This window comes from Streptomyces sp. NPDC028305 (assembly GCF_055569495.1).
This window is the reverse complement of the sequence record NZ_JBVHTN010000009.1, coordinates 201,126-228,118: the sequence shown is the minus strand read 5'-3', so window position 1 is coordinate 228,118 and position 26,993 is coordinate 201,126. Positions and strand designations below refer to the sequence as shown.

Below are 26,993 nucleotides of genomic sequence, written 5' to 3'. Positions count from 1 at the left end.
CCCGGGGTCCGCTTCACTCCCCCGTGGCGATCCAGTCCTCGATGGCACGCGCGGTGTCCGCCGCCTTTTCCTCGATCACCGAGAAGTGATTGGCCGCTATGGGCCGTACGGTGTGCGAGGGGTCGAGCGGGGAACTGCGCCAGCGGTCGAACTCGGCCTCGCCACCGGGGAACGCCTCCGCGCACTGGAGGAACAGGACGGGCACCGGCACCGGGTCGTACTCCAGGTGTGCGGCGATCTCGAACCAGTGGGCCATGCCGGACAGCCTCGCGCTGTGGAACACCCCGAACTCCGACTCGGACCGGAAGATCTGGTCCAGCAGCCCGCCGACGAGAGTGCCCTGCGACTCCACACCGGTGGGCCGGAAGGTGTCCATCATGACGACCGACTCCGGCAGGCGTGCGCCGGTCCGTGCGAGATGGCCCGTGACGGAGTAGGCGAGCGCGCCCGCCGAGGAGTGGCCGACCAGGACGAAGGGGTCGTGGTCGGCGGCCTGCTCGATGCTCGCCGCCAGCGTACGGAGGGCGACCTCGGCCGTGGCGGGCAGGCTCTCCCCCGCGGCGTAGCCGGGCAGCGGGATCGCCGACACGGGGCGGGTGCCGCGGAAGTGGGCGGCCAGCCGGGCGTACTGGTGCACACCGCCGTTGACGACCGTCGAGCTGAGGCAGATCAGTCGGGGTGTGGCGGGCCCGTCGGCGAGGGACACCGGCCGGGCCATGTGCCGGGGGTCGTCCGGCAGGTCGTAGGTGGGCCGGATTTTGGCGATCGCCTGAAGCATATGGAATCCGTCGCCCACCTTGTCCGCGATGACCGCGGCGCGGAACATCGCGCTGACGGTGTCCTGCCCGCCGGGCGCCTCCTCCCGAGTGGCCGGCTGGGGGCCGGTTCCGCCGTGACCGGCGAACTCGTGCCGCACCCAGCGGGCGAGTTCGGCGGGTGTCTTCTTGTCGAACACCAGCATCGGGGACAGCCGCAGCCCGGTCAGCTCGGTGAGCCTGTTGCGCAGCTCTATCGCACTGAGCGAGTCGAATCCCAGCTCCAGGAAGTCGCGTTCGGGGTGGACGGCCGCGGCCTCGCCGTGGCCCAGGAGCGCGGCCGCGTGGCCGCGCACCAGTTCCTGTACGGCGGTGTCCTGCTCGTCCTCGCTGAGCCCGGCGAGGTGCCTGCGCAGCCAGTCCGGGCCGGTGTTCTCCGCGCCGGCGGCGGTGGCGGTACGGCGCACCGGTGGCACCAGTCCGCGCATCAGCGGCGGCAGTTTGTCGGCGTGGGCGCGCAGGGTCGCCATGTCCATCCGGACGGGCACCGGGTTGGCGTGCCGCAGCGGGATCGCGGCGTCGAACAGGGCCAGGCCCTGTGCCACGGACAGCGGTGGCAGGCCCGTCCGCGCGCTGCGCCGCAGCTCCGTGCCGGCCAGGGTGCCGGTCATCCCGGCGCTCTCCTCCCACGCGCCCCACGCCAGGGAGGTCGCGGCCTGGCCGCGCGCGGCGCGGTGTGCGGCCAGGGCGTCCAGGAAGGCGTTCGCCGCCGCGTAGTTGCCCTGCCCGGCCGCGCCGCTGACCCCGGCCAGTGAGGAGAACAGGACGAAGGCGGCCAGGTCGAGGTCGCGGGTCAGCTCGTGCAGATGCCACGCCGCGTCCACCTTCGGCCGCAGCACGGCGCTCAGCCGCTCGGGCGTCAGCGCCCCCACCACACCGTCATCGAGCACACCCGCCGCGTGCACCACCGCCGTGAGCGGATGCTCCGCCGGGATCGACGCCAGCACCCCCGCCACCGCGTCACGATCCGACACATCACACGCCACCACCGACACCTCGGCGCCCAGCGCCGACAGCTCCGACCGCAGCTCCCCCGCACCCGGAGCGTCCGGCCCGCGACGGCTCGTCAGCAGGAGTCGGCTCACTCCGTGTCCGGTCACCAGGTGGCGGGCCAGTTCGCTGCCCAGGCCGCCGGTCCCGCCGGTGATCAGTACCGTGCCCGAGCCGTCCCACGGGTGGGTGGCGTCCTCCTCCGGGGCCGGCCGGGCGAGGCGCCCGACGCGCAGCACGCCGTCCCGCACGACGGCCTGCGGCTCGCCCGACGCCAGCAGGACGGGCAGGTGGGCGGAGAGCGTTCGAGGGTCCTCCGCCGATGTGCCGTGTGCCGCGCCGAGGTCGAGCAGGACGAACCGGCCGGGGTTCTCCGACTGGGCCGAGCGCACCAGCCCCCACACCGCGGCCGCGGCGAGGTCCGCCACGGGTGCTCCGTCGTCGGCGGCGACCGCGCCCCGGCTCACGAACACCAGCCGGGAGTCGGCGAACCGGTCCTCGGCCAGCCAGGCCTGGATCAGTTCGAGGGCCTGCGCGACGGCTCGGTGGACCTCGGCAACATCCATGGGCCCGGACGGGCCGACCGCGACCGACACCACGTCCGGTACCGGCTCGAGCGACGTGAGCCCCGCCGCCGTGGCGTCCGTCAGCTCGACGACGCCCGTGGCGCCCTCCGCGGCCTCGCCGTGCGGGACGGCAGCCCACTCCAGTCGGAACAGGTCGCGTGCCACCGCGGCGTCGCCGCCCCCGGCCATCGCGTCCGGGGACACCGGGCGCAGCACCAGTGAGTCCACCGAGAGCACCGGAGCACCGGCCGGATCGTTCGCCGTGAGCGCCACCGTGTCGGTGCCGACCGCGGCGAGCCGGACGCGCAGTATGGAGGCGCCACCGGCGTGCAGCGACACTCCGTTCCAGGAGAACGGAAGCCGGCCGGCCCCGCCCGCCCCCAGGTCCACGAAGGACACCGCGTGCAGGGCGGCGTCCAGCAGCGCCGGATGCAGTCCGAACGAGGCCGCGTCCTGCGCCTCCTCCGGCAGGGCGGCCTCCGCGAACACCTCGTCGCCGCGCCGCCACACCGCCCGCAGCCCCTGGAAGACCGGCCCGTATCCGAATCCCTCCGCGGCGGTGCGCTCGTAGAAGCCGTCCACCTCGACGGGCTCGGCGCCCGGCGGGGGCCACGCCGCGCTGTCCGGCCCGCCATCCGGGGCGGCGTACGGCTCCTCCGGGGCCAAAGTGCCGGTGGCGTGCCGGGTCCACGGCTGGTCGGGCGCCTCCGCAGGGCGCGAGTACAGGCTCAGCTCCCGGCGGCCCGACGCGTCGGGTGCGCCCGCCCACAGCTGTACGACGGCCGTGTCCCGCTCCCCGAGGGCCAGCGGTGCGGCCAGGGTGAGCTCCTCGACCCGGGAGCAGCCGACCTGGTCGCCCGCGCGGGTGGCGAGCTCCAGGAAGCCGGTGCCCGGGAAGAGCGCCGTGCCGCCCACCACATGGTCGGCCAGCCACGGGTGGGTGCGCACCGACAGGCGGCCGGTGAAGAGGACGCCCTGCGAGTCGGCGAGTTCCACCTCGGCGCCGAGCAGGGGGTGCCGGGCGGCCGTCAGGCCGAGACCGGAGACGTCGTGGGCCCCGGGGAGCGCCGCCGACCAGTAGCGCTCGCGCTGGAAGGCGTACGTCGGCAGCTCCACGCGGCGCGCGCCGGTGCCCTGGAAGTACGCCTCCCACCGCACATCGGCGCCCGCGGCGTGCAGCCCGGCCAGCGCCGCGACGACCGTGGCCGTCTCGCCGCGGTCCTTGCGGCAGACGGGCACCACGACCGCCTCCGAGGTCCGCTCGCCCAGGATCTCCCGGGCCAGCGCGGACAGGACCGCGTCCGGACCGATCTCGACGAAGATGCCCACCCCCTGATCGCCGAGTCGGCGCACGGCGTCGTCGAACCGCACGGCCTCCCGTGCGTGCCGCGCCCAGTGGCCGGGCGAGCACAGCTCCTCCGCCGTGGCCGGGTGGCCGGTCAGGGTGGACACGAGCGGGATCCGCGGGGCCTGGTAGTCGAGGGATTCGGCGACCCGCCGGAACTCCTCCAGCATCGGCTCCATGAGGGGCGAGTGGAAGGCGTGGCTGACCGACAGCCGCCGGGTCTTGCGGCCCTCGGCGGTGAACCGCGCGGCGAGTTCCAGCACCACGTCCTCGGCTCCGGCGATCACCACCGAGCGCGGGCCGTTGACGGCGGCGACGGACACGCGGTCGGCGCGGTCGGCCAGCAGGGGCATCACCTCCTCCTCGGTGGCCTGGAGCGACACCATCGCGCCGCCGGTGGGCAGCGCCTGCATCAGCCGGCCACGCGCGGCCACCAGGGCGCAGGCGTCGGCGAGGGACAGCACACCCGCGGCATGGGCGGCCGCGATCTCGCCGATGGAGTGGCCCGCCACCTGGTCCGGGGTGACACCCCAGGACTCCAGCAGCCGGAACAGCGCGACTTCGAGGGCGAAAAGGGCGGGCTGGGTGTACGCGGTCCGGTCGAGCTCGGCCGCCTCGGGGGTGTCCGGCTCGGCGAACACCACCTCCCGCAGCGGCCGGTCCAGAAGGGTGTCCAGATGCGCGAACACCGCGTCCAGGGCCCGCGCGAACTCGGGGAAGCGGTCGTACAGCTCCCGGCCCATGCCGGGCCGCTGTGAGCCCTGGCCGGCGAACAGGAACGCGGTCCTGCCGCCGCCGCGGGCCGTGCCCCGGGCCAGCTCCGCCACACCGTCGCCGGTGGCCAGCAGGGCCACGCGGTGTTCGAGCGCCGAGCGGCTCGTCACCAGCGAGTACGCCACGTCCAGCGGCCGGAGGCCGGGGTGGTGTTCCAGGTGTCGCAACAGCCGGTCGGTCTGGACGCGCAGGGCCTCCTCGGTGGCGCCGGAGACGAACCAGGGCGCCGGCCGGTCGGACGCCGTGGTGACGTCGCCGGGTCCGCGCTCCAGGGTCGGGGCCGGTGCCGGGGCCTCTTCGAGGATCACATGCGCGTTGGTGCCGCTGATCCCGAACGACGAGATGCCCGCCCTGCGGGACCTGTCGCCCCCCGGCCAGGGCACCGGTTCGGTGAGCAGCCGCACCGCCCCCGTCGACCAGTCCACGTGCGAGGACGGCGCGTCCACGTGCAGGGTCCTGGGCAGCATGCCGTGCCGGAGCGCCATCGCCATCTTGATGACCCCGGCGATGCCTGCGGCCGCCTGGGCGTGGCCGAAGTTGGACTTGACCGATCCCAGCCACACCGGCGGCGCCTCGGCGGGCCGGCGGCCATATGTCGCGAGCAGGGCCTGGGCCTCGATCGGGTCGCCCAGGGGTGTTCCCGTGCCGTGCCCCTCCACGGCGTCCACATCCGCGGCCGACAGCCCGGCGTCGGCCAGCGCCTGGCGGATCACCCGCTGCTGGGACGGGCCGTTCGGCGCCGTCAGGCCGTTCGACGCGCCGTCCTGGTTGACGGCCGAGCCGCGCAGAACGGCCACCACCTCATGCCCGTTGCGCCGGGCGTCCGACAGCCGCTCCAGGGCGATCAGCCCCGCCCCCTCGGCCCAGCCGGTGCCGTCCGCGGACTCCGAGAACGCCTTGCAGCGGCCGTCGGCGGCCAGCCCGCCCTGCGCGTTGAAGGCCAGGAACGGCCCGGGGTTGGCCATCACCGCCACGCCACCGGCCAGGGCCAGGGAACACTCGCCCGAGCGCAGCGCCCGCGCGGCCCAGTGCAGTGCCACCAGCGAGGCCGAGCAGGCCGTGTCCACCGTCACCGCGGGGCCTTCCAGGCCGAGGGTGTACGACAGCCGGCCGGAGATCACGCTGGTGGCCTCGCCCGTGAGATAGCGGCCCTGAAGCTCCGGGGGCGGGGTGTAGCCGCTCCCGGCGGCGCCGATGAACACGCCGGTGTCGCTGCCGCGCAGACCGGCAGGGTCGATGCCCGCCCGCTCCAGGGCCTCCCAGGCGACTTCCAGCAGCAGGCGCTGCTGCGGATCGGTGGCCAGCGCCTCGCGCGGGGAAATGCCGAAGAAGCCCGCGTCGAAGTGGCCCGCGCCGGTGAGGAATCCGCCCTCCCGCACATGGTCCCCCTCCAGGGGCCACCCGCGGTCCGCGGGGAACGGGGACAGCGCGTCCCGGCCGTCGGCCACCAGCCGCCACAGGTCCTCCGGCGAGGCGACGTCCCCGGGGTAGCGGCAGCCCATGCCCACGACCACGATCGGGTCGTCGGCCGTGTCGCGGGGGTCCGCGCGATGGTGGCCCGCGGGCGCGGACGTCTCCTCCTCGCCGCCGAACAGCTCGGCGAGCAGGTGGTCCGTGAGGACGAGCGGAGTGGGGTAGTCGAAGACGAGGGTGGACGGCAGGCTCAGGCCGGTGACGGCGTCCAGCACGTTGCGCAGCTCCACCGCGGTCAAGGAGTCGAACCCGAGCTCCCGGAAGGCGCGGTCGGCGCCGATCGCGTCCGCGTCGGCGTGTCCCAGCACGGCCGCGGCCTGATCGCGGACCAGGCCGAGCAGCAACTCGGTGCGCCCGGCGTCCGGCAGGCTCTCCAACTCCTCCCGGAACGCGGCGACGGCCGACCGCTCCCCCTGCCGCGCCGCCAGGGCCCGTTCGACGACGCCCCGGACCTCGGGCAGACCGGACAGCAGGGGGCTGGGCCGGGCCGACAGGAAGGAGGGGGCGAAGCGCTCCCAGTCGACATCGGCCACGGTCACGGCCGCGTCCTGCCCGGTCACCGCGTCCCGCAGCGCGCTGATGGCCAGGTCGGGCGCGAGAAGGCCGAGCCCGCGGCGCAGCAGATACTCGGACATCGCGTCCTCGGTGGCCATTCCGGCCCCGGCCCAGGCGCCCCAGGCCACCGAGGTGGCGGTGGCGCCGCGAGCCCGCCTGGCCTCGGCCAGGGCGTCCAGGTACGCATTGGCCGCCCCGTACGCGCTCTGCCCACCGCTCCCCCATACCCCGGCGATGGAGGAGAACAGCACGAACAGATCCAGGGGCCGGTCGCCGAGCAGCGCGTCGAGGTTGGCGGCGCCCGCCACCTTGGCGGACAGGATGTCGGCCACATCCGCGGGGACCGTCTCCGCCACCGGGACCGACCTGCCGACACCGGCCGTGTGGACGACACCGGTCAGCGGGGTGTCGGCGGGGATGTCGGCCAACACGGCGGCAAGCGCCGGGCGGTCCGCCACATCGCAGGCCACGACCGAGACCTGGCAGCCCGCCTCCTCCAGCTCCGCCGCCAGCCGGGCCGCGCCCGGCGCGTCCGCCCCGCGACGGCTCGTCAGCACCAGACGCTCGGCCCCGCTGCGGGCCAGCCAGCGCGCCACTTCCGCGCCCAGCGCCCCGGTGCCGCCGGTCACCAGCACGGTTCCCGTCACAGAGAAGCCCGGCTCCTCGCGCTCGGTACGGCCGGGTGCCAGCCTGCGGCCGAACAGGCCGGACGCACGGATCGCCACCTGGTCCTCGCCGGGCCCGTCGCCGTCACCATCGCCGACGGGCCCGGCGGCCAGCACCCCGGCCAGCCGCCGGGCGGCCCGCGGGTCGATCTCCTCGGGCAGGTCGACCAGGCCGCCCCAGCGTCGCGGGTGCTCCAGCGCGGCCACCCGGCCGAAGCCCCACACCTGGGCCTGGACGGGGCAGGCCACCCGGTCCGAACGGCCGATCGACACCGCGCCCCGGGTCACACACCACAGCGGCGCCTCGATCCCGGCGTCGCCGAGTGCCTGCGTCAGGGCCACGGTCAGCGCCAGGCCGACGGGCACGGCGGGGTGGTCCGCGAGCGGCGACTCGTCCAGCGCGAGCAGGGAGAGCACCCCCGCGACGGGCGCCCCGTCCGTCGCCGACCGGGCCAGCCGCCCGGCCAGGGCCGTACGGTCCGCCTCGCTCGCTTCGAGGACAACAGCATCTGTTCCGAGGGCGGCGAGGACGGAGATCACCCACGCGTCCTCGGCACACCCCGCGGGTACCACCGCCAGCCAGATCCCGGAGGCGGCGTCCACCGCGGTATCGGCCAGTGGCGTCCACGCCACCCGGTAGCGCCAGCTGTCGACCAGCGAACGCTCCCGTCGCTGTCGGCGCCAGGACGACAGCGCGGGGACGACGGGGGTCAGCGCCGCGCCGTCGACGCGCAGGCTCGACGCCAGGGCTTCGACGTCCTCGCGCTCCACGGCGGTCCAGAACTCCGCGTCGGCCGGGTCCGCATGCGTCGCGCTCCGTGTGTCGGCTTCCTCCTCACCGGCGGCCTCGGGCCAGAAGCGCTCGCGCTGGAAGGCGTAGGTGGGCAGCTCGGCCCGGCGTGCCCCGGTGTTCGCGAAGAACGCAGGCCAGTCCACCGCGACCCCGGCGACATGCAGCCGCGCCACCGCGGTGAGCAGGGCGGTGTCCTCGTCCCGGCCCGCGCGGAGCGCCGGAACCACGACCGTGGCGCCGGACCGCTCCGGCAGGTTGTCCTGCACCATGGCGGAGAGCACGCCGTCGGGGCCGATTTCGAGGAAGGCGGTCACTCCCGCCGCGCCCATCGCGGCCACCCCGTCGGCGAACCGAACGCTCTCCCGCACATGCCGCACCCAGTACTCGGGCGAACACACCGATTCCGCCTGCGCGGGCGCGCCGGTGACATTGGAGATGAGCGGGATGCGCGGCGCCTGGAAGGACATCCCCGCCACCACCCGCCGGAACTCCTCCAGCATGGGCTCCATCAGCAGGGAGTGAAACGCATGGCTGACCGCCAGTCGTCTGGTCTTACGGCCGTCCTTCGCGAACCGCGCCGCGACCTCCGACACGGCGGAAGCGTCACCGGAAACGACGACCGAACGGGGCCCGTTCAGCGCCGCGATCGACACCCGCTCGCCCAGATACGGGATCACCTCGTCCTCGGTGGCCTGGAGCGACACCATCGCACCGCCCGCCGGCAGCGCCTGCATCAGCCGCGCCCGCGCCGCCACCAGCGTGCACGCCTCCTCCAGCGACAGCACACCGGCCACATGAGCGGCGGCCACCTCGCCCACCGAATGTCCCGCCAGGTGGTCGGGGCGCACGCCCCACGACTCCACCAGCCGGAACAGCGCCACCTCCAGGGCGAACAACGCGGGCTGCGCCCATCCCGTCTCGTCCAGCAGCGCGGCCTCGGCCGACCCGGTCTGCGCGAACATCACCTGGCGCAACGGACGGTCCAGGTGTGCGTCGAGGTGACCGAACACCTCGTCCAGGGCCTTCGCGAACACCGGGAACCGCTCGTACAGCTCCCGGCCCGTCCCCGCCCGCTGACTGCCCTGGCCTGAGAACAGCATGCCGAGCCCGCCGCCCGGCCGCGCCACGCCCCGGGCCGTCCGCGCCACACCGTCCGGGCCGGCCAGCAGCACGGCACGGTGCTCGAACGCCGGCCGGCCCGTCGCCAGCGAGAAGCCGACGTCCAGCGGGTCGGGGCCGGTGTCCGCCATGAGCGCTGTGACGCGCTCGATCTGACCGTCCAGCGCCTCCTCGGTCTTCGCCGACACCGGCCACGGGACGACGCGGGGCACATGGGTGCCCGGGTCCGGCTCCCGCTCGGCCGGTGGCGCCTGTTCGACGATGACATGCGCGTTGGTGCCGCTCATCCCGAACGACGAGATCCCCGCCCGACGCGGACGCCCGGTCTCCGGCCACTCGACCGGCTCGGTCAGCAGCTCCACCGCCCCCGCCGACCAGTCCACATGTGACGACGGCCGGTCGATGTGCAGCGTCCTGGGCAGTCTGCCGCACCGCAGCGCCATGACCATCTTGATGACGCCGGCCACCCCCGCCGCGGCCTGGGAGTGTCCGATGTTCGACTTGATCGACCCCAGCCACAGCGGGCGCTCGGCGTCCCGGTCCTGGCCGTAGGTGGCGAGGATCGCCTGGGCCTCGATGGGGTCGCCCAGTGTGGTGCCGGTGCCGTGCGCCTCCACCGCGTCCACGTCCGATGTCGTCAGCCGGGCGTTGTCGAGGGCCTGCCGGATGACGCGCTGCTGCGACGGGCCGTTGGGCGCCGTGAGCCCGTTGGAGGCCCCGTCCTGGTTCACCGCGGAGCCGCGTATGACCGCCAGCACCTGGTGGCCGTTGCGCTGTGCGTCGGACAGCCGCTCCAGTACGAGGATGCCGACGCCCTCCGACAGGCCGGTGCCGTCCGCGGCCTCGGCGAACGCCTTGCACCGGCCGTCCTCGGACAGCCCCCGCTGGGCGCTGAAGTCGATGATCACCCCGGGGGTGGACATCACCGTGACGCCGCCGGCCAGCGCCAGCGAGCACTCGCCCGTCCGCAGCGACTGCGCTGCCCAGTGCAGGGCGACCAGCGACGACGAGCACGCGGTGTCAAGGGTGACGGCGGGCCCCTCCAGCCCGTAGAAGTAGGACAGCCGCCCGGAGGCGATGGAGCCCGAGGCCCCGTCGACGCCGTAGTCGTGGTACATCAGCCCCATGAAGACGCCGGTCCGGCTGCCCTTCAGCGAGGCCGGGTCGATCGCCGCCCGCTCGACCGCCTCCCACGACGTCTCCAGCAGCAGCCGCTGCTGCGGATCCATCCGCAGGGCTTCGCGAGGCGAGATCCCGAAGAAGCCGGGGTCGAAGTCGGCCGCGTCGTAGAGGAAACCTCCCGAGCGCGTATACGACTTGCCCGGTACGCCCGGCTCCGGATCGTACAGCTCGGACAGGTCCCACCCCCGGCCCACCGGGAAGCCGGAGGGCCGGCCGCGGTCCGTGGGAAACGCCGAAATGGCATCGGTGCCCTCGGCGACCAACCGCCAGAGATCCTCCGGCGACATCACCCCGCCCGGGTAACGGCAGCTCATCCCGACGATCGCGACCGGCTCCTGCTCTCCCGCCTCCAGCGCGAGCACCCGCTGACGGGTCTGGTGCAGGTCCGTCGTCACCTTCCGGAGATATTCGAGAAGCTTTTCGTCGTCCATAAGAAGCCTTCACCCGTCTTCGGTCAGATGGTCGCCGGTCGTCGGCTCAGTGGAGGTCGAGCTCGTTGTCGATGAAGGCGAAGATCTCTTCCGCCGAGGACGAGCCGATCCGGGATTCCACGGAGACCGAATCGGGTTCGCCACCGGTCCACTTGAGCAGCAGGGATTGCAGTCGCACGGTGACGGCGCGGCGTCGGTCGTCGTCGGACACCGAAGACAGCAGCTGTTCCAGCCTGTCGATCTCGGTCAGGGTCGGATCCGCGGTGTCGGTGTCGTCGGTCAGCTGCGCCGCCAGGTACCCCGCGGCGGCCTGGGCGGTGGGGTAGTCGAAAATCAAGGTGGCGGGGAGCCGGAGCCCGGTCGCGGCGTTGAGCTGATTGCGCAGCTCCACGGCGGTCAGCGAGTCGAACCCGAGCTCGTTGAAGTTGCGGTCCGCCTCGACCGTGTCAGCTGACGCGTGGCCCAGAACGACGGCGACGTGGCCGCGCACCATGTCGATCAGCAGGTCCAGCCGCTCCTCGGGGCCGAGTCCGGCGAGCCGTCGTTTGAGTCCTTCGGCGTCGCCGCCGCCCGCGGCCTCCCGGCTCAGCCTGCGCGACATCGGGACCAACCCGCGCAACAACGCCGGGATCTCGCCCCTGCGGGTCCGCAGGGCGGCGGTGTCCACGGGTGAGGCCGTCACGGTCGCCGCACCGGAGACGAGCGCGGCGTCGAACGCCCGCAGCCCCTCCGCGGCCGACAGCGGCAGCAGGCCCTGACGCCGCAGCCGGGCACGGTCCACCTCGCCCAGCATGACGCCCATGCCGGTCTCCGACCACAGGCCGAAGGCCACCGAGGTGGCGGGCAGGCCCTCCGCCCGGCGGTGCTGGGCGAGCGCGTCGAGGAACACATTCGCGGCCGCGTAATTCGCCTGACCCGCCGCCGCCACCGAACCACCGATCGACGAGAACATCACAAACGCCGACAACGGCAGACCCCGCGTCAGCTCATGCAGATGCCAGGCTCCATCCGCCTTCGGCCGCAACACCATGTCCCACTGCTCCGGCGTCAACGACCCCACCAGGCCGCTGTCGCCGACACCCGCCGCGTGGATAACGGCGGTCAGCGGATGCCCGGAGGGGACGGAGGCCAGCAGCTCCTCGACCGCCGCCCGGTCCGCGACGTCACAGCCCGCCACGGTGACCGACGCACCCAACTCCACCAGCTCATCCCGCAGCGCCTCCGCACCCTCCGCCGCCAACCCCCGGCGCGAAACCAGCAACAGCTGCCGCACACCGTGCTCCACCACCAGATGACGGGCCACCACCGCACCGATCCCACCGGTACCGCCCGTCACCAACACCGTTCCCTCGCCGTCCAAAGGTGCGAGGCCCGGCTCCTCGACCGGCTCCATACGCCTCAGCCGGGGAACCAACACCTCGCCCTCGCGCCAGGCGACCTCCGGCTCACCGCACCCCAACACCGACGGCAACACCCCCGCCACATCCTGGTCCTGTGCCACATCCAGCAGCACAAAACGCCCCGGATTCTCCGCCTCCGCCGCACGCACCAACCCCCACACCGGAGCCTGCGACACCTCCACACACTCCCCCGACGACACCGCAACCCCACCCCGCGTCACCACCACCAACCGCCCACCACCCGCCAACACACCCCGCACCGCACCCAACACCCGGTCCACCACCGACCGCACCACCAACGGCACCCCACCCTGCACCGGACCACCACAGTCCAGCACCACCACCCCGCCGGCACCCTCGGCGTCCTCAGCCACCGCATCCCAGCCGACCCACGTCACCTCGCCACCCGGTTCCACCGCAACCGGACGCCACTCCACCTCCAACAACCCACCACCACCAGCCGCCGAACCCAACCGCTCGGCCGTCACCGGACGACTCACCATCGACCCCACCGACAACACCGGCCGACCACCCTCATCAGCCACCTCCAACCCCAAGCCATCCTTCACCGGATGCGTCAACCGCACCCGCAACCGCGTCGCACCCGACGCATGCAACGCCACCCGATTCCATACGAACGGGAGCAGCACCCCACCGGCTCCCTCGCCGCCGCCCACGGCCGCGCCGTCCTCACCCGTCGCCGCGGCGAGACTGTTCGCGTGCATGGCGGCGTCCAGGAGGGCGGGGTGCAGACCAAAGCGGCGCGCGTCCGCATGAGCCCCCTCTTCCAACGCCACCTCGGCAAAGATCTCGTCCCCACGCCGCCACGCCGCCCGCAACCCCCGGAACGCCGGGCCGTAGTGGTAGCCGGCGCCGTCGAGGAAGTCGTAGACACCCTCGACGTCCAGCTCGGTGGCTTCGGCGGGCGGCCATTGTGTGAGGTCGGCGGCCGGTGACAGCGACCCAGGAGCCACCGTCCCCTCCGCATGCATCACCCACTCCTCACCCTCACCCACCCGCGAAAACACCCGCACCGAACGCCGACCCCCGTCCCCCTCATCACCCACCACCACCTGCACCTGCACCCCACCCCGCTCCGGCACCACCAACGGAGCCCCCAACAACAACTCCTCCACCACCCCACAACCCACCTCATCCCCAGCCCGCACCACCAACTCCACAAACCCCGTACCAGGCAACAACACCGAACCCAACACATCATGATCAACCACCCACCGCTGCCCCTCCCGAGACAACCGACCCGTCAACACCACACCACCCGAACCCGCACACACCACCACCGCACCCAACACCGGATGCCCCACCCCACCCAACCCCAACGCCACCGGATCGCCGGAACCGGTCTCGCTGTCGAGCCAGTACCGCTGCCGCTGGAAGGCGTAGGTGGGCAGGTCCACGCGGCGCGCACCGGTGTCCGCGAACACGGCCGGCCAGTCCACGGCCACCCCGCCCATATGCGCGGTGGCCAGCGAAAGCACCATCCGGTCCCAGCCGCCCGCGTCGCGGCGCAGCGAGCCGGTGGCCACCGCTCGTACCTCGGCGCGGTCGATCGACTCCTGCACTCCGACCGTGAGCACCGGGTGGGCGCTGATCTCGACGAAGCCGCGGAACCCGTTGTCCAGCAAGGCCCGCACCGCGGGTTCGAACCGCACCGGCCGGCGCAGATTGCGGTACCAGTACCCGGCGTCCAGCCCGGCCGTGTCCTGCCATCCGTCGTCCACGGTGGAGTAGAAGGGGATGTCCGAGGACCGGGGGCGGATCGGTGCGAGGGCCTCGGCGAGCCGGCCGGCGATCTGTTCCACCTGTGCGGAGTGCGAGGCGTAGTCCACCTCGATGAGCCGGGCGCGGACACCGTCCTCCACCAGGGCCGCGTGCAGCTCCTCGACCGCCCCGCTCTCGCCGGAGACCACCACGGACGACGGTCCGTTCGCCGCCGCGATCGACACGGCGTCCGCGGAGTCGGCGGCCGAATCCGCGAGTCGCCGCTCGACCTCGTCCAGCGACAGGGGAACCGACATCATCCGCCCCTGTCCGGCCAGTTCCTCGGCGATGATCCTGCTGCGCAGGGCCACCACCCGCGCGCCGTCCTCGAGTGACAGCGCGCCCGCCACACAGGCGGCGGCGATCTCGCCCTGGGAGTGGCCCACCACCGCGCCCGGCTCGACACCACAGGAGCGCCACACCGCGGCCAGCGACACCATCACGGCCCACAACGCCGGCTGCACCACGTCCACCCGGTCGAGCGCGTCCTGATCGTCCAGGACTTCCGGCAACGACCAGTCCACGACCGTGGAGAGTGCCTTCTCGCACGCGAGCATCGTCTGTTGGAAGACGGCGGAGGTCTCCAGCAGATCCTTCGCCATGCCGGTCCACTGCGCGCCCTGGCCCGGGAACACGAACACGACCCTCGGTGCCTCGCGGGCGGCCCCGGCCACCAGCCCGGTGGCGGGTGCGCCGGCGGCCAGTGCGCCGAGCCCCTGTACGAACTCCTCCCGGTCCCGGCCGACCACGGCGGCGCGGTGCTCGAACCTGGTCCGGCCGGTGGCCAGCGAAAGCCCGACATCGGCGGGGGCGGGCCCGTCGCTCCCCGACACGGTGGCCAGCAGCCGGGCGGCCTGGGCGCGCAGCGCGTCCGGTGTCTTGCCGGAGAGCACCCAGGGCACCGCCACAGGCCGCTCCGGACGGGGGCTTACGTGTTCCTCCGCGGGCGGGCTCTGCTCCAGGATCACATGCACATTGGTGCCGCTCGCGCCGAACGCGGAGACACCCGCGCGGCGCAGATGTCCCGTCTCCGGCCAGACCACCGGCTCGGTCAGCAGCCTCACATCCCCGGCCGACCAGTCGACCTGCGTGGAGGGCGCGTCCACATGCAGCGTTCGGGGCAGCGTTCCGTGGCGCATGGCCATGACCATTTTGATCACCCCGGCGACCCCGGCGGCCGCCTGGGAGTGCCCGATGTTCGACTTGATGGACCCCAGCCACAGCGGGTGTTGGCCTTCCCGGTCCCGCCCATACGTCGCGAGCAGGGCCTGGGCCTCGATCGGATCGCCCAGTGTCGTGCCGGTGCCGTGTGCCTCCACCGCGTCGACGTCGGCGGCGGACAGGCCCGCGTTCGCCAGGGTCTGGCGGATCAGCCGCTGCTGCGCCGGGCCGTTCGGCGCGGTCTGTCCGCTGCTGCGGCCGTCCTGGTTGACGGCGCTGCCGCGGATCACGGCGAGCACCGGGTGGCCGTTGCGGCGCGCGTCGGACAGCCGCTCCAGGAGCAGCATTCCCGCGCCCTCGCTCCAGCCGGTGCCGTCGGCGGCGTCCGAGAAGGACTTGCAGCGGCCGTCGGGCGACAGTCCACGCTGCTGGGAGAAGACCATGAAGAGCTGGGGGGTCGCCATCACCGTGACGCCACCGACGAGCGCGAGACCGCACTCCTCCCGGCGCAGCGCCTGACAGGCCAGGTGGACGGCGGCGAGCGAGGACGAACACGCGGTGTCGATCGTGACGGAGGGACCCTCGAGACCGAGCGTGTAGGAGATCCCGCCGCTGAGCAGGCTGCCCCCCGAGGTGGTGCTGACGGCTTGGCCGAGTGCGTAGTCGTGGTGCATGGCACCGGTGAACACCCCGGTGGTGCCGCCTTTCAGGGACAGCGGATCGATACCGGCGCGCTCGAGCGCTTCCCAGGAGCACTCCAGCAGCAGCCGCTGCTGCGGGTCCATGTGCAGGGCCTCGACCGGGCTGATACCGAACGGGCCCGGGTCGAACTCCCCGCCGTCGTGCAGAAAGCCGCCCTCACGGGCGTAGAACTTCCCTGCCTTGCCCGGTTCCGGGTCATAGCCGCCGTCGATGTCCCAGCCGCGGTCGTCCGGGAAGTCCGACACCGCGTCGACGCCGTCGGCCACCAGCTGCCACAGCTCCTCGGGTGAGGTGATGCCGCCGGGGTAGCGGCAGCTCATCGCCACGATGGCCACGGGCTCCCGCGTCGCGCCGGAAAGCTTGGCGTTCTGCACCCGCAGCCGCTCGTTCTCCTTCAGCGACAGGCGAAGCGCACTGACCAGCTTCTCATCGGAGTCGGTCATGTCAGTTACCCTCTTCCCAGGTGGCACCCTCAAGGCCAAGGCTGTTGAACGCCATGTCGATCAGATCGTTCTTGTCCATCGCGTCGATCGAGTCGGGCTGGTCGGACCGCTCCGCGTCCTCGGCCCCGTCCCGCGGCGCGGCGGGGGCTCCGCCGAGTTCCAGCAGGGTCTCCAGCAGGCCGGCGTCGCGCAGCCTGCTGAGCGGGATGCCGTTCAGTACGCGGCGCACCCGCTCCTCGTGTCCCGCACCGTCGGTGTCGGCCGTCTCGGGTACGAGCTCCGAGCCCACGAACGCGGCGACGTCCTGTGCGGTGGGGTAGTCGAAGATCAAGGTGGCGGGGAGCCGGAGTCCGGTCGCGGCGTTGAGCTGATTGCGCAGCTCCACGGCGGTCAGCGAGTCGAACCCGAGTTCACCGAAGCCGCGGTCCGGCTCGATCATCTCGGCGGACCCGTGTCCGAGCACCATGGCGACGTGGCCACGCACCATGTCGGTCAGCACGCGCGCCCGCTCCGGTGCGTCCAGCCCGGCCAGCTGTCGCTTGAGGCCTTCGGCGTCGCCGCCGCCCGCGGCCTCCCGGCTCAGCCTGCGCGACACCGGGACCAACCCGCGCAACAACGCCGGGATCTCACCCTTGCGGGTCCGCAGGGCGGCGGTGTCCACACGTACGGCCGTCACGGCCGCCGCACCGGAGGCAAGCGCGGTATCGAACGCCCGCAGCCCCTCCGCGACCGACAGCGGCGGCAGACCCTGACGCCGCAGCCGGGCGATGTCCACCTCACTGAGTGCCTGCCCGGCACCCGCGCCGGACCACAGGCCGAAGGCCACCGAGGTGGCGGGCAGGCCCTCCGCCCGGCGGTGCTGGGCAAGCGCGTCGAGGAACACGTTCGCGGCCGCGTAGTTCGCCTGACCCGCCGCCGCCACCGAACCACCGATCGACGAGAACATCACAAACGCCGAGAGCGGCAGACCCCGCGTCAGCTCATGCAGATGCCACGCCCCGTCCGCCTTCGGCCGCAACACCATGTCCCACTGCTCCGGCGTCAACGACCCGACCAGACCGCTGTCGCCGACACCCGCCGCATGGACCACGACGGTCAGCGGATGCCCGGAGGGGACGGAGGCCAGCAGCTCCTCGACCGCCGCCCGGTCCGCGACGTCACAGCCCGCCACGGTGACCGACGCACCCAACTCCACCAGCTCATCCCGCAGCGCCTCCGCACCCTCCGCCGCCAACCCCCGGCGCGAAACCAGCAACAGCTGCCGCACACCGTGCTCCACCACCAGATGACGAGCCACCACCGCACCGATCCCACCGGTACCACCCGTCACCAACACCGTCCCCTCAGCGTCGCCGAACGACGGCACGCCTGCTTCCGCCGCCTCCCGACGCCTGAACCGAGGCACCAGCGCCGTGCCCTCGCGCCAGGCGACCTCCGGCTCACCGCACCCCAACACCGACGGCAACACCCCCGCCACATCCTGGTCCTCCGCCGCATCCAGCAGCACAAAACGCCCCGGATTCTCAGCCTCCGCCGCACGCACCAACCCCCACACCGGAGCCTGCGACACCTCCACACACTCCCCCGACGTCACCGCAACCCCACCCCGCGTCACCACCACCAACCGCCCACCGCCCGTCAACACACCCCGCACCGCACCCAACACCCGATCCACCACCGACCGCACCACCAACGGCACGTCCTCATCCCCCACGTCGGCACCACAATCCAGCACCACCACCTCGCCCTCGGCCACCTCATCACCCGGCTCCGCCCCCACCGGACGCCACTCCACCTCCAACAACCCACCACCACCAGCCATCGAACCCAACCGCTCGGCCGTCACCGGACGACTCACCATCGACCCCACCGACAACACCGGCCGACCACCCTCATCAGCCACCTCCAGCCCCAAGCCATCCTTCACCGGATGCGTCAACCGCACCCGCAACCGCGTCGCACCCGACGCATGCAACGCCACCCGATTCCACACGAAGGGCAGGTGTGTGCCGTCGCTGCTGCCACTTCGGTCGGCGAGCACCATGGGTGCGTGCATGGCGGCGTCCAGGAGCGCGGGGTGCAGACCAAAACGGCGCGCGTCCGCATGAGCCCCTTCCTCCAACGCCACCTCCGCAAAGATCTCGTCACCACGCCGCCACGCCGCCCGCAACCCCCGGAACACCGGGCCGTAGTGGAAGCCGAGGTCCCGGAGCCGGTCGTACGCGCCCGCCACATCGGCCTCGACCGCGCCGGCGGGCGGCCATTGTGTGAGGTCGGCGGCCGGTGACAGCGAGCCAGGAGCCACCGTCCCCTCCGCATGCATCACCCACTCCTCACCCTCACCCACCCGCGAAAACACCCGCACCGAACGCCGACCACCATCCCCCTCATCACCCACCACCACCTGCACCTGCACCCCACCCCGCTCCGGCACCACCAACGGAGCCCCCAACAACAACTCCTCCACCACCCCACAACCCACCTCATCCCCAGCCCGCACCACCAACTCCACAAACCCCGTACCAGGCAACAACACCGAACCCAACACATCATGATCAACCACCCACCGCTGCCCCTCCCGAGACAACCGACCCGTCAACACCACACCACCCGAACCCGCACACACCACCACCGCACCCAACACCGGATGCCCCACCCCACCCAACCCCAACGCCACCGGGTTGGCCGCGCCGCCGCGCCTCTTGGCCCAGTAGCGCTCGTGCTGGAACGGATAGGTGGGGAGGTCGATCCGCCGGGCGCCGCTGTCCGCGAAGAAGGCGGTCCAGTCCACCGGTGTGCCGTGGACATGCAGACGGCCGAGCGCGGTGAGCGCCGCGGCGGGCTCCGGCCGGTCCTTGCGTACGAGGGGGACGAACACCGCCGTATCGGAGGTCACCGACTCCTGGGCCACCCCGCTCAGCGACCCGTCCGGGCCCAGCTCCACGAAGCGCGAGACGCCCTGGTCCGCCAGGAAGCGGACGGTGTCGGCGAACCGTACGGTGGCCCGGACATGCCGCACCCAGTACTCGGCGGAGCACATGTCCTCCGGGCCCGCGGCCGCGCCGGTGACACTCGAGACGAGCGGGATCGTGGGCGTGTTGTACGTCAGGCTCTCGGCAACGGCCCGGAACCCCGCGAGCATCGGCTCCATCAGCACTGAGTGGAAGGCGTGCGACACCCGCAGCATGCGGGTCCTGCGCCCCTCGGCGCCGAATCGCGCGGCGATCTCCTCGACCACGCCCTGGTCTCCGGACATCACGACCGACCGGGGCCCGTTGACCGCGGCGATGCTCACCCGATCGCTGACCAGGGAGGACACCTCGTCCTCTGCCGCCTGGAGAGCCACCATCGTGCCGCCGAAGGGCAGTTCGGCCATCAGCCTGCCGCGCGCGGCCACCAGGGCACAGGCGTCCGCGAGGGACAGCACACCGGCCACATGCGCGGCGGCGATCTCCCCGATCGAGTGCCCCGCCACGTAGTCCGGTCGAAGCCCCCACGACTCCGCCAGCCGGAACTGGGCCACCTCGACGGCGAAGAGCGCGGCCTGGGCGAAGTCCGTGCGATCGAGCAGCTGGTCGTCCGAGCCCCACAGCACTTCCCGGAGCGGCCGGGGAAGGTGGCGGTCCAGCTCGTCGAGCACCTGTTCCAGCGCGGTGGCGAACGCCGGGTACCGGTCGGCCAGTTCCCGCCCCATCCCGAGCCGCTGGGAGCCCTGCCCGGCGAAGAGAAACGCGGTCGCGCCCCCCGTGCGCGTGTCGCCCACGAGCAGTCCTGCCGCGGTCTCGCCGTGGGACAGCGCGGTCAGCGCCCGCACGGCCTCCTCGGGATCCTCGGCGAGGACCACCGCGCGATGTTCGAACGCCGCGCGCGAGGTCGCCAGCGCGTACCCGATGTCCAGTGCGCGCGGGCCCGGGTCGGCCGAGCCGGCCACGAGGGGCAGCAGCCCGGCGGCCTGTGCCCGCAGCGCCTGCAGTGTCTTGGCCGACAGCAGCCACGGTACGACAACGGGGTCCGGCCGCTCTGCCGCGTCATGCCGCACGTCCGCGTCATGGCGTGGTGCGGGCTCATGTGCGGGCAGCGCCTGTTCCAGGATGACGTGTGCGTTCGTTCCGCTGATCCCGAAGGACGACACCGCCGCGCGGCGCGGTCCGCCGGTCTCCGGCCACGGCGTGGGATCGGTGAGCAGCGCCACGTCCCCGGCGGCCCAGTCCACATGGGTGGACGGCTGGTCCACGTGCAGGGTGCGCGGCAGCAGGCCGTGGTGCATCGCCTGCACCATCTTGACCACCCCGGCCACCCCGGCGGCCGCCTGGGTGTGGCCGATGTTCGACTTGATCGAGCCCAGCAGCAGCGGCCGGTCGGGGGCGCGGCCCTGCCCGTAGGTGGCGAGCAGGGCCTGGGCCTCGATCGGGTCGCCCAGGGTGGTGCCGGTGCCGTGTCCTTCCACGGCGTCGATGTCGGCGGGCGACAGCCCGGCGCTCGCGAGGGCCTGTCGGATGACCCGCCGCTGGGCCGGGCCGTTGGGCGCGGTCAGGCCGTTGGACGCGCCGTCCTGGTTGACGGCGGAGCCGCGGACCAGGGCGAGCACCGGGTGGCCGTTGCGGCGCGCGTCGGACAGCCGCTCCAGGACCAGGACGCCGACCCCCTCGGCCCAGCTCACCCCGTCGGCCGCGTCCGCGAAGGACTTGCACCGGCCGTTGGCGGCCAGGCCGCCCTGCGTTCCGAAGTCGAGGAAGGTCTCGGGGCCCGCCATCACCGTCACGCCGCCGGCCAGCGCCATGGAGCACTCGCCCTGCCGCAGCGCCTGGGCGGCCAGATGGAGGGTGACCAGCGACGAGGAGCAGGCGGTGTCCACCGTCAGCGCCGGTCCCTGGAAGCCGAAGGTGTAGGAGATCCGGCCGGAGAGCACGCTCCCCGAGGATCCGGTGCCGAGGAAACCCAGGGATTCCGGGGGGAAATCGGCGTCGCCGCTCGCGTAGTCGTGGTACATGATCCCGGCGAAGACACCGGTGTCGCTGCCGCGCAGGGACACCGGGTCGAGCCCGGCCCGTTCCAGTGCCTCCCAGGAGGTTTCCAGCAGCAGCCGCTGCTGGGGGTCCATGGCCAGGGCCTCGCGGGGCGAGATGCCGAAGAAGCCCGCGTCGAAGGCGCCCGCGTCCTCGAGGAAGCCGCCCTCCCGGGTGTAGGTGGTGCCCCGGTGTTCCGGGTCTGGGTCGTAGAGGGACTCCAGGTCCCAGCCCCGGTCCTCGGGGAACCCGGAGATCCCTTCCCGGTCCGCGGTGACGAGGTCCCACAGGTCGGCTGGCGACCGTACGCCGCCGGGATAGCGGCAGCTCATCGAGACGATGGCGATCGGGTCGTCGTCCGCGGGCGCGGCGGTGCGCAGCGGCCCGGCGCCCCCGGCGGTGTGCACCGCGCTGCCGGGCGCCACCAGCTCGTCGTGCAGATGCCCGGCGAGCTCGCGGATCGTCGGATAGTCGAAGATGAGGGTGGCGGACAGCCGCAGCCCGGTGGCCGCGTTGAGGGCGTTGCGCAGTTCGAGTGCGGTGAGCGAGTCGAAGCCGAGGTCCTTGAACGCCTGGTCCTCCTCGATCTGGGAGGTGGCCGCGTATCCGAGGACCGCGGCCACCTGGCCGCGCACCAGCTCGACCAGGATGCGGGGCCGTTCGCCCTCGGCCGCGCCGGCGAGCCGGGCCGCGAGCTCCGTCGGTTGGGGCGCGCCGCGGTGTGCCGCGCGGCGGGCCGGGCCCCGTACGAGATGGCGCAGGATCGGCGGGACGTCGGACAGGTGCTCCAGCATCGCGGTGTCGAGCCGGAACGGCGCCACCACGGCGCGGTCGGTGGCCATCGCGGCGTCGAGGAGTGCCATCCCCTGCTCGGCGGTGATCATCCGGGTGCCGAGGCGGCTCATCCGGTCGAGGTCGGTGTCGGTGAGGGTGGCGGTCATGCCGTCCTGGGGCGCCCAGGCGCCCCAGGCGAGGGAGACGGCGGGCAGTCCGCGGGCCCTGCGGTGCTGGGCGAGCGCGTCGAGGAAGGTGTTGGCGGCCGCGTAGTTCCCCTGGCCGAGTCCTCCGAGGAGGCCGGCGGCCGCGGAGAAGAGGACGAAGGCGGACAGCTCCCCGGTGAGCTCGTGCAGATTCCAGGCGGCGTCGACCTTGGGCCGCAGCACGGTGTCCATCCGCTCCGGGGTGAGCGATTCAATGGTCGCGTCGTCGAGCACTCCGGCCGTGTGCACCACGGCCGTGAGGGGGTGGTCGGCGGGTACGGAGTCGAGCAGGTCCGCGAGTGCGGCCCGGTCGGACACGTCGCACGCGGCGACGGTGACCTGTGCGCCCTCGGCGGCCAGCTCGTCACGCAGCCTGGTGGCGCCGGGCACATCGAGGCCGCGCCGACTCGTCAGCAGCAGATGGCGCACGCCGTGTCGGGTCACCAGGTGGCGCGCCACCAGGCTGCCGAGGCCGCCGGTGCCGCCGGTGATGAGTACGGTGCCCGCGGTATCGGCCCAGGGCGCCGCCGCCCCGCGCGGGGCGGCGAGCCGGGTCAGCCGTGCGGCGTGGAGCTCGCCGCCGCGCACGGCGATACGGGGTTCGCCGGACGCGAGCGCGCCGCGGAGCGCGGCGAGGCCGGCCGGGCCGTCCTCGGCGGCGGGCAGGTCGGCCAGGACGATCCGGCCCGGGTGTTCGGCCTGCGCCGAGGCCAGCAGACCCCACACCGGGGCGAGCGCGGGTGCCGGGATGTCCTCGTCGGGCAGGGCGGAGACGGCCTCGCGGGTGACCACCACGAGCCGGGAGGCGGTGAACCGTTCATCGGCGAGCCACCCCTTGACCAGCTCCAGCGTGTCGTACAGCGCCTCGCGCACCGCCGTCGGCAGGGCGAGGTCGCCGGGCGGCGTGGAGCGGTCGACGACGACGTGTTCGGGGGGCGGCGCTCCCCGGTCGACCGCCTCGGCGAGTTCGGCCAGGGTCGGGTAGCGGGTATCGGCGGCGCCGGCCAGCGTGGTTCCCTCCGGGCCGATCACCGCCCAGCCCTCGGCGGTCGGCGTCTGACCGGCGCCGACGGGTGTGGTGGTCACGGGCAGCCAGTCGACGCCGAACAGCGCGTCGCGGAGCGCGGGGTGCGACACGCCGTCCGCCGGGGACGCGGGCCGCAGCACCAGCGAACCGATGGTGGCGACCGGTTGGCCCGTCGCGTCGGCGGCCAGCACCGACACGCCGTCGGAGCCGTTGGGGGTCAGCCGTACCCGCAGCGCCGACGCGCCGACCGCGTGCAGCGCCACGTTCTGCCAGGCGAACGGGAGCCTGGCGCCCGGGCCCTGGTTCTGGCGCAGCCCGCCCACGGCGTGCAGGGCGGCGTCCAACAGCGCCGGGTGCACCCCGAAGGACTCGGCCGCGGCGTGGTGTTCCTGGTCCAGCTCGATATCGGCGAACACCTGGTCGCCCAGGCGCCACGCGGCGCGCAGGCCCCGGAACGCCGGACCGTAGTCGGAGCCGGATTCCGCGAGCCGGTCGTAGTAGCCGTCGAGGTCGATGGGGTCGGCGCCGGCCGGTGGCCACGCCGTGAGCGGTTCGGTCACGACCTGCCCGCCCGGCGCGAGCGTTCCCTCGGCGTGCCGGATCCACTCGGCGCCGTGGGGCGCGTCGTCGGGCCCGTCGTCCGGGCGCGCGTACACGGCCAGCGGCCTGCGGCCGGTCTCGTCCGGACCGCTCACCAGGATCTGTAGCCGGACGCCGCCGCCCTCGGGCAGCGGTACGGGCGCCTGGATGGTGAGCTCTTCCAGCAGCGAGCAGCCGACCTGGTGTCCGGCGTGCAGGGCCAGTTCGACGAAGGCCGTGCCCGGGAACAGCACCGAGCCCGTGATCACGTGGTCGGCCAGCCAGGGGGTGGAGCGTGTCGACAGGTGGCATGTGAAGACGTGGCCGTCGCCGTCGGCGAGGGCCAGTTGGGCGCCGAGGAGCGGGTGTGGCGCCGGGGTGAGCCCCAGCCTGTCCGCTCCGGGCTCCTCGGGCGGCAGGTCCAGCCAGTAGCGCTCGTGTCGGAAGGCGTAGGTGGGCAGGTCGACTTGTTGTGCGCCGGACCCGGCGAAGACCGCGGCCCAGTCGGGTGACAGGCCGTTCACATGGAGCCGGGCCACGGCGGTGAGCAGGGTGCGCGGCTCGGGGCGGCCCTCGCGCAGCAGGGGGACGCAGAGCGCGTTCTCGCGGCCGACGGCCTCCTGCGCCATCGCCGAGAGCGTCCCGTCCGGGCCCAGCTCGACGTACCTGGTGACGTCCCGGTCGGCCAGCCAGCGGACGGCGTCGTGGAACCGCACGGTGTGGCGTACATGGGAGACCCAGTACGCGGGGTCGCCGAGTTGCTCGGCGCCCGCCGCCTCGCCGGTGACATCGGAGATCACGGTGATGGCCGGTGGCGCATACGACAGGCCGCGGGCGACCTTCTCGAACTCGGCCAGCATCGGCTCCATCAGCGGGGAGTGGAAGGCGTGGCTGACCTGGAGCCGCTTGGTCTTGCGGCCCAGGTCGCGGAAGTGGTCGGCGAGCCGGTCGACCGCCTCGGCGTCACCGGAGACCACCACGGACTCGGGCCCGTTGACGGCGGCGATCGCCACCCGCTTGTCCAGCAGCGGCAGCACCTCGTTCTCGCGGGCGCGCACCGCCAGCATCGCCCCGTTCTCGGGCAGTGCCTGCATCAGCCGGCCGCGCGCGGCCACCAGTGCGCAGGCGTCGGGAAGGTCGAACACGCCCGCCACGTGTGCCGCCGCGATCTCGCCGATCGAATGGCCCACGAGGTAGTCGGGGCGCACCCCCCAGGACTCCAGCAGCCGGAACAGCGTCACTTCGAGGGCGAACAGGCCCGCTTGGGCGTATGCGGTCCGGTCGAGAAGGCTCTGGTCCGCCCCGTGTACGACGCTGTTCAGGGGGTGGTCGAGATGCTTGTCCAGCTCGGCGGCCACGGCGTCCCACGCCTCGGCGAACACGGGGTGGCTGCCGTGGAGTTCCAGACCCATGCCGACGCGCTGCGCGCCCTGCCCGGTGAACAGGAAGGCGAGGTGGCCGTCGCCCGCGACGTCCTGGACCACGCCGGGGGCGGGTGTGCCGTCGGCGAGGGCGGTGAGGGCGGTGCGCAGTCCGTCCCGGTCGGCGGCGACCACGGCCGCCCGGTGCTGGAGGGCGGCCCGGGTCGTCGCCAGGGACAGTCCGAGGTCGGCGGCGGCCGTCTCGGGGTGGGCGTCCAGGTGTGCCAGCAGCCGGCCGGCCTGTGCCCGCAGGGCCTGGCCGGTGCGCGCCGACAGCGGCCAGGCGAGCACGGGCGGGGCAGCGGTGGCGGCCACCGGGGGCTCCGCGGACACGGACGGCTCGCCGGACCCGAGCGGTTCAGCGGGCGCGGGCTCCGGTGCCTGCTCGACGATGAGGTGGGCGTTGGTGCCGCTGACCCCGAAGGACGACACCCCCGCACGGCGGGGCCGGCCGGTCGGCGGCCACGGCCGCGCGTCCGTCAGCAGCGACACCGCTCCGCCGGCCCAGTCGACGGCGGGCGTCGGCTCGTCGATGTGCAGCGTCTTCGGCAGCAGTCCGTGCTCGATGGCCAGCACCATCTTCATGACCCCGACCACCCCCGCGGCGGCCTGGGTGTGGCCCATGTTGGACTTGACCGAGCCGAGCCACAGCGGGTCGGCGGTGCGGCCCTGCCCGTACGTGGCCAGCAGCGCCTCGGCCTCGATCGGGTCGCCCAGCGGGGTGGCGGTGCCGTGCGCCTCGACCGCGTCCACATCGTCGGTGGTCAGCCCCGCACTCGCCAGGGCGGCACGGATGGCCCGCTCCTGCGAGGGCCCGTTGGGCGCGGTCAGGCCGTTCGACGCGCCGTCCTGGTTCACCGCGCTGCCGCTGACCACGGCGAGCACGCGATGCCCGTTGGCGCGGGCGTCGGCCAGCCGCTCCAGCACCAGCATCCCGGCGCCCTCGCCCCACGCGGTGCCGGTCGCCCCGGCCGCGAAGGTACGGCAGCGGCCGTCCGCGGCCAGCCCGCCCTGCCGGCTGAACCCGATGAACAGGCCGGGGTCCGCCATCACCGTCGCCCCGCCGGCCAGGGCGATCGAGCACTCGCCCTGGCGCAGCGCCTGCGCGGCCAGGTGCAGCGAGACCAGCGACGACGAACACGCGGTGTCCACCGTGAGCGCCGGGCCTTCGAGGCCCAGCACATACGACACCCGCCCGGACAGCGCGCTGGAGGTGGCGGCGGTGGTCATGTAGTCCACGGCGCCCTCGCTGCGGGCCGCGAGCCGGCCGTATCCCTGGCCGTTGCTGCCGACGAACACGCCGGTGCGGCTGCCACGCAGCGACAGGGGGTCGATGCGGGCTCTTTCCAGGGCCTCCCAGGACACTTCGAGCAGCAGCCGCTGCTGCGGGTCCATCACCAGCGCCTCGCGTGGGGAGATCCCGAAGAACGCGGGGTCGAAGCCGCCCACGTCGGTGAGGAACCCGCCCTCCCGGACGTAGGAGGTGCCTCGCTGTCCCTGCTCCGGGTCGTACACCCCGTCGGTGTCCCAGCCTCGGTCGGCCGGGAAGGGCGAGATGGCGTCCCGCCCCTCGGCCAGCAGCTCCCACAGCGATTCGGGGCCGTCCACGCCACCGGGGAACCGGCATCCCATGCCCACGATCGCGACCGGCTCATGCCGCCCGGACTCGGCGTCCCGCAGGCGCTGCCGGGTCTCATGAAGGTCGGCGGTCACCCTCTTGAGAAAGTAACGGAGCTTGTCTTCGTTTTCCATCTGAATCTCTCTCAATCCCAATGGCCGCGGAA

General features: G+C 73.3%; 5 pseudogenes. All 5 read right to left on the bottom strand.

The annotated features are described in order from the left end of the window. Window positions 1-13 precede the first annotated feature (13 nt). Window positions 14-10,693 (bottom strand): annotated as a pseudogene (locus tag ACZ4WQ_RS36215) (type I polyketide synthase); the annotation flags it as partial. 259 nt (window positions 10,694-10,952) lie between these two features. Further along, window positions 10,953-16,157 (bottom strand): annotated as a pseudogene (locus tag ACZ4WQ_RS36210) (type I polyketide synthase); the annotation flags it as partial. Then, window positions 16,146-16,196 (bottom strand): annotated as a pseudogene (locus ACZ4WQ_RS36205) (hypothetical protein); the annotation flags it as partial. The pseudogenes ACZ4WQ_RS36205 and ACZ4WQ_RS36210, both read right to left, overlap by 12 nt. A gap of 1 nt (window position 16,197) precedes the next feature. After that, window positions 16,198-16,620 (bottom strand): annotated as a pseudogene (locus ACZ4WQ_RS36200) (acyl carrier protein); the annotation flags it as partial. A 401-nt stretch (window positions 16,621-17,021) separates the two neighbouring features. Further along, window positions 17,022-26,922: pseudogene (locus ACZ4WQ_RS36195) on the bottom strand (SDR family NAD(P)-dependent oxidoreductase); the annotation flags it as partial. Window positions 26,923-26,993: the final 71 nt, after the last annotated feature.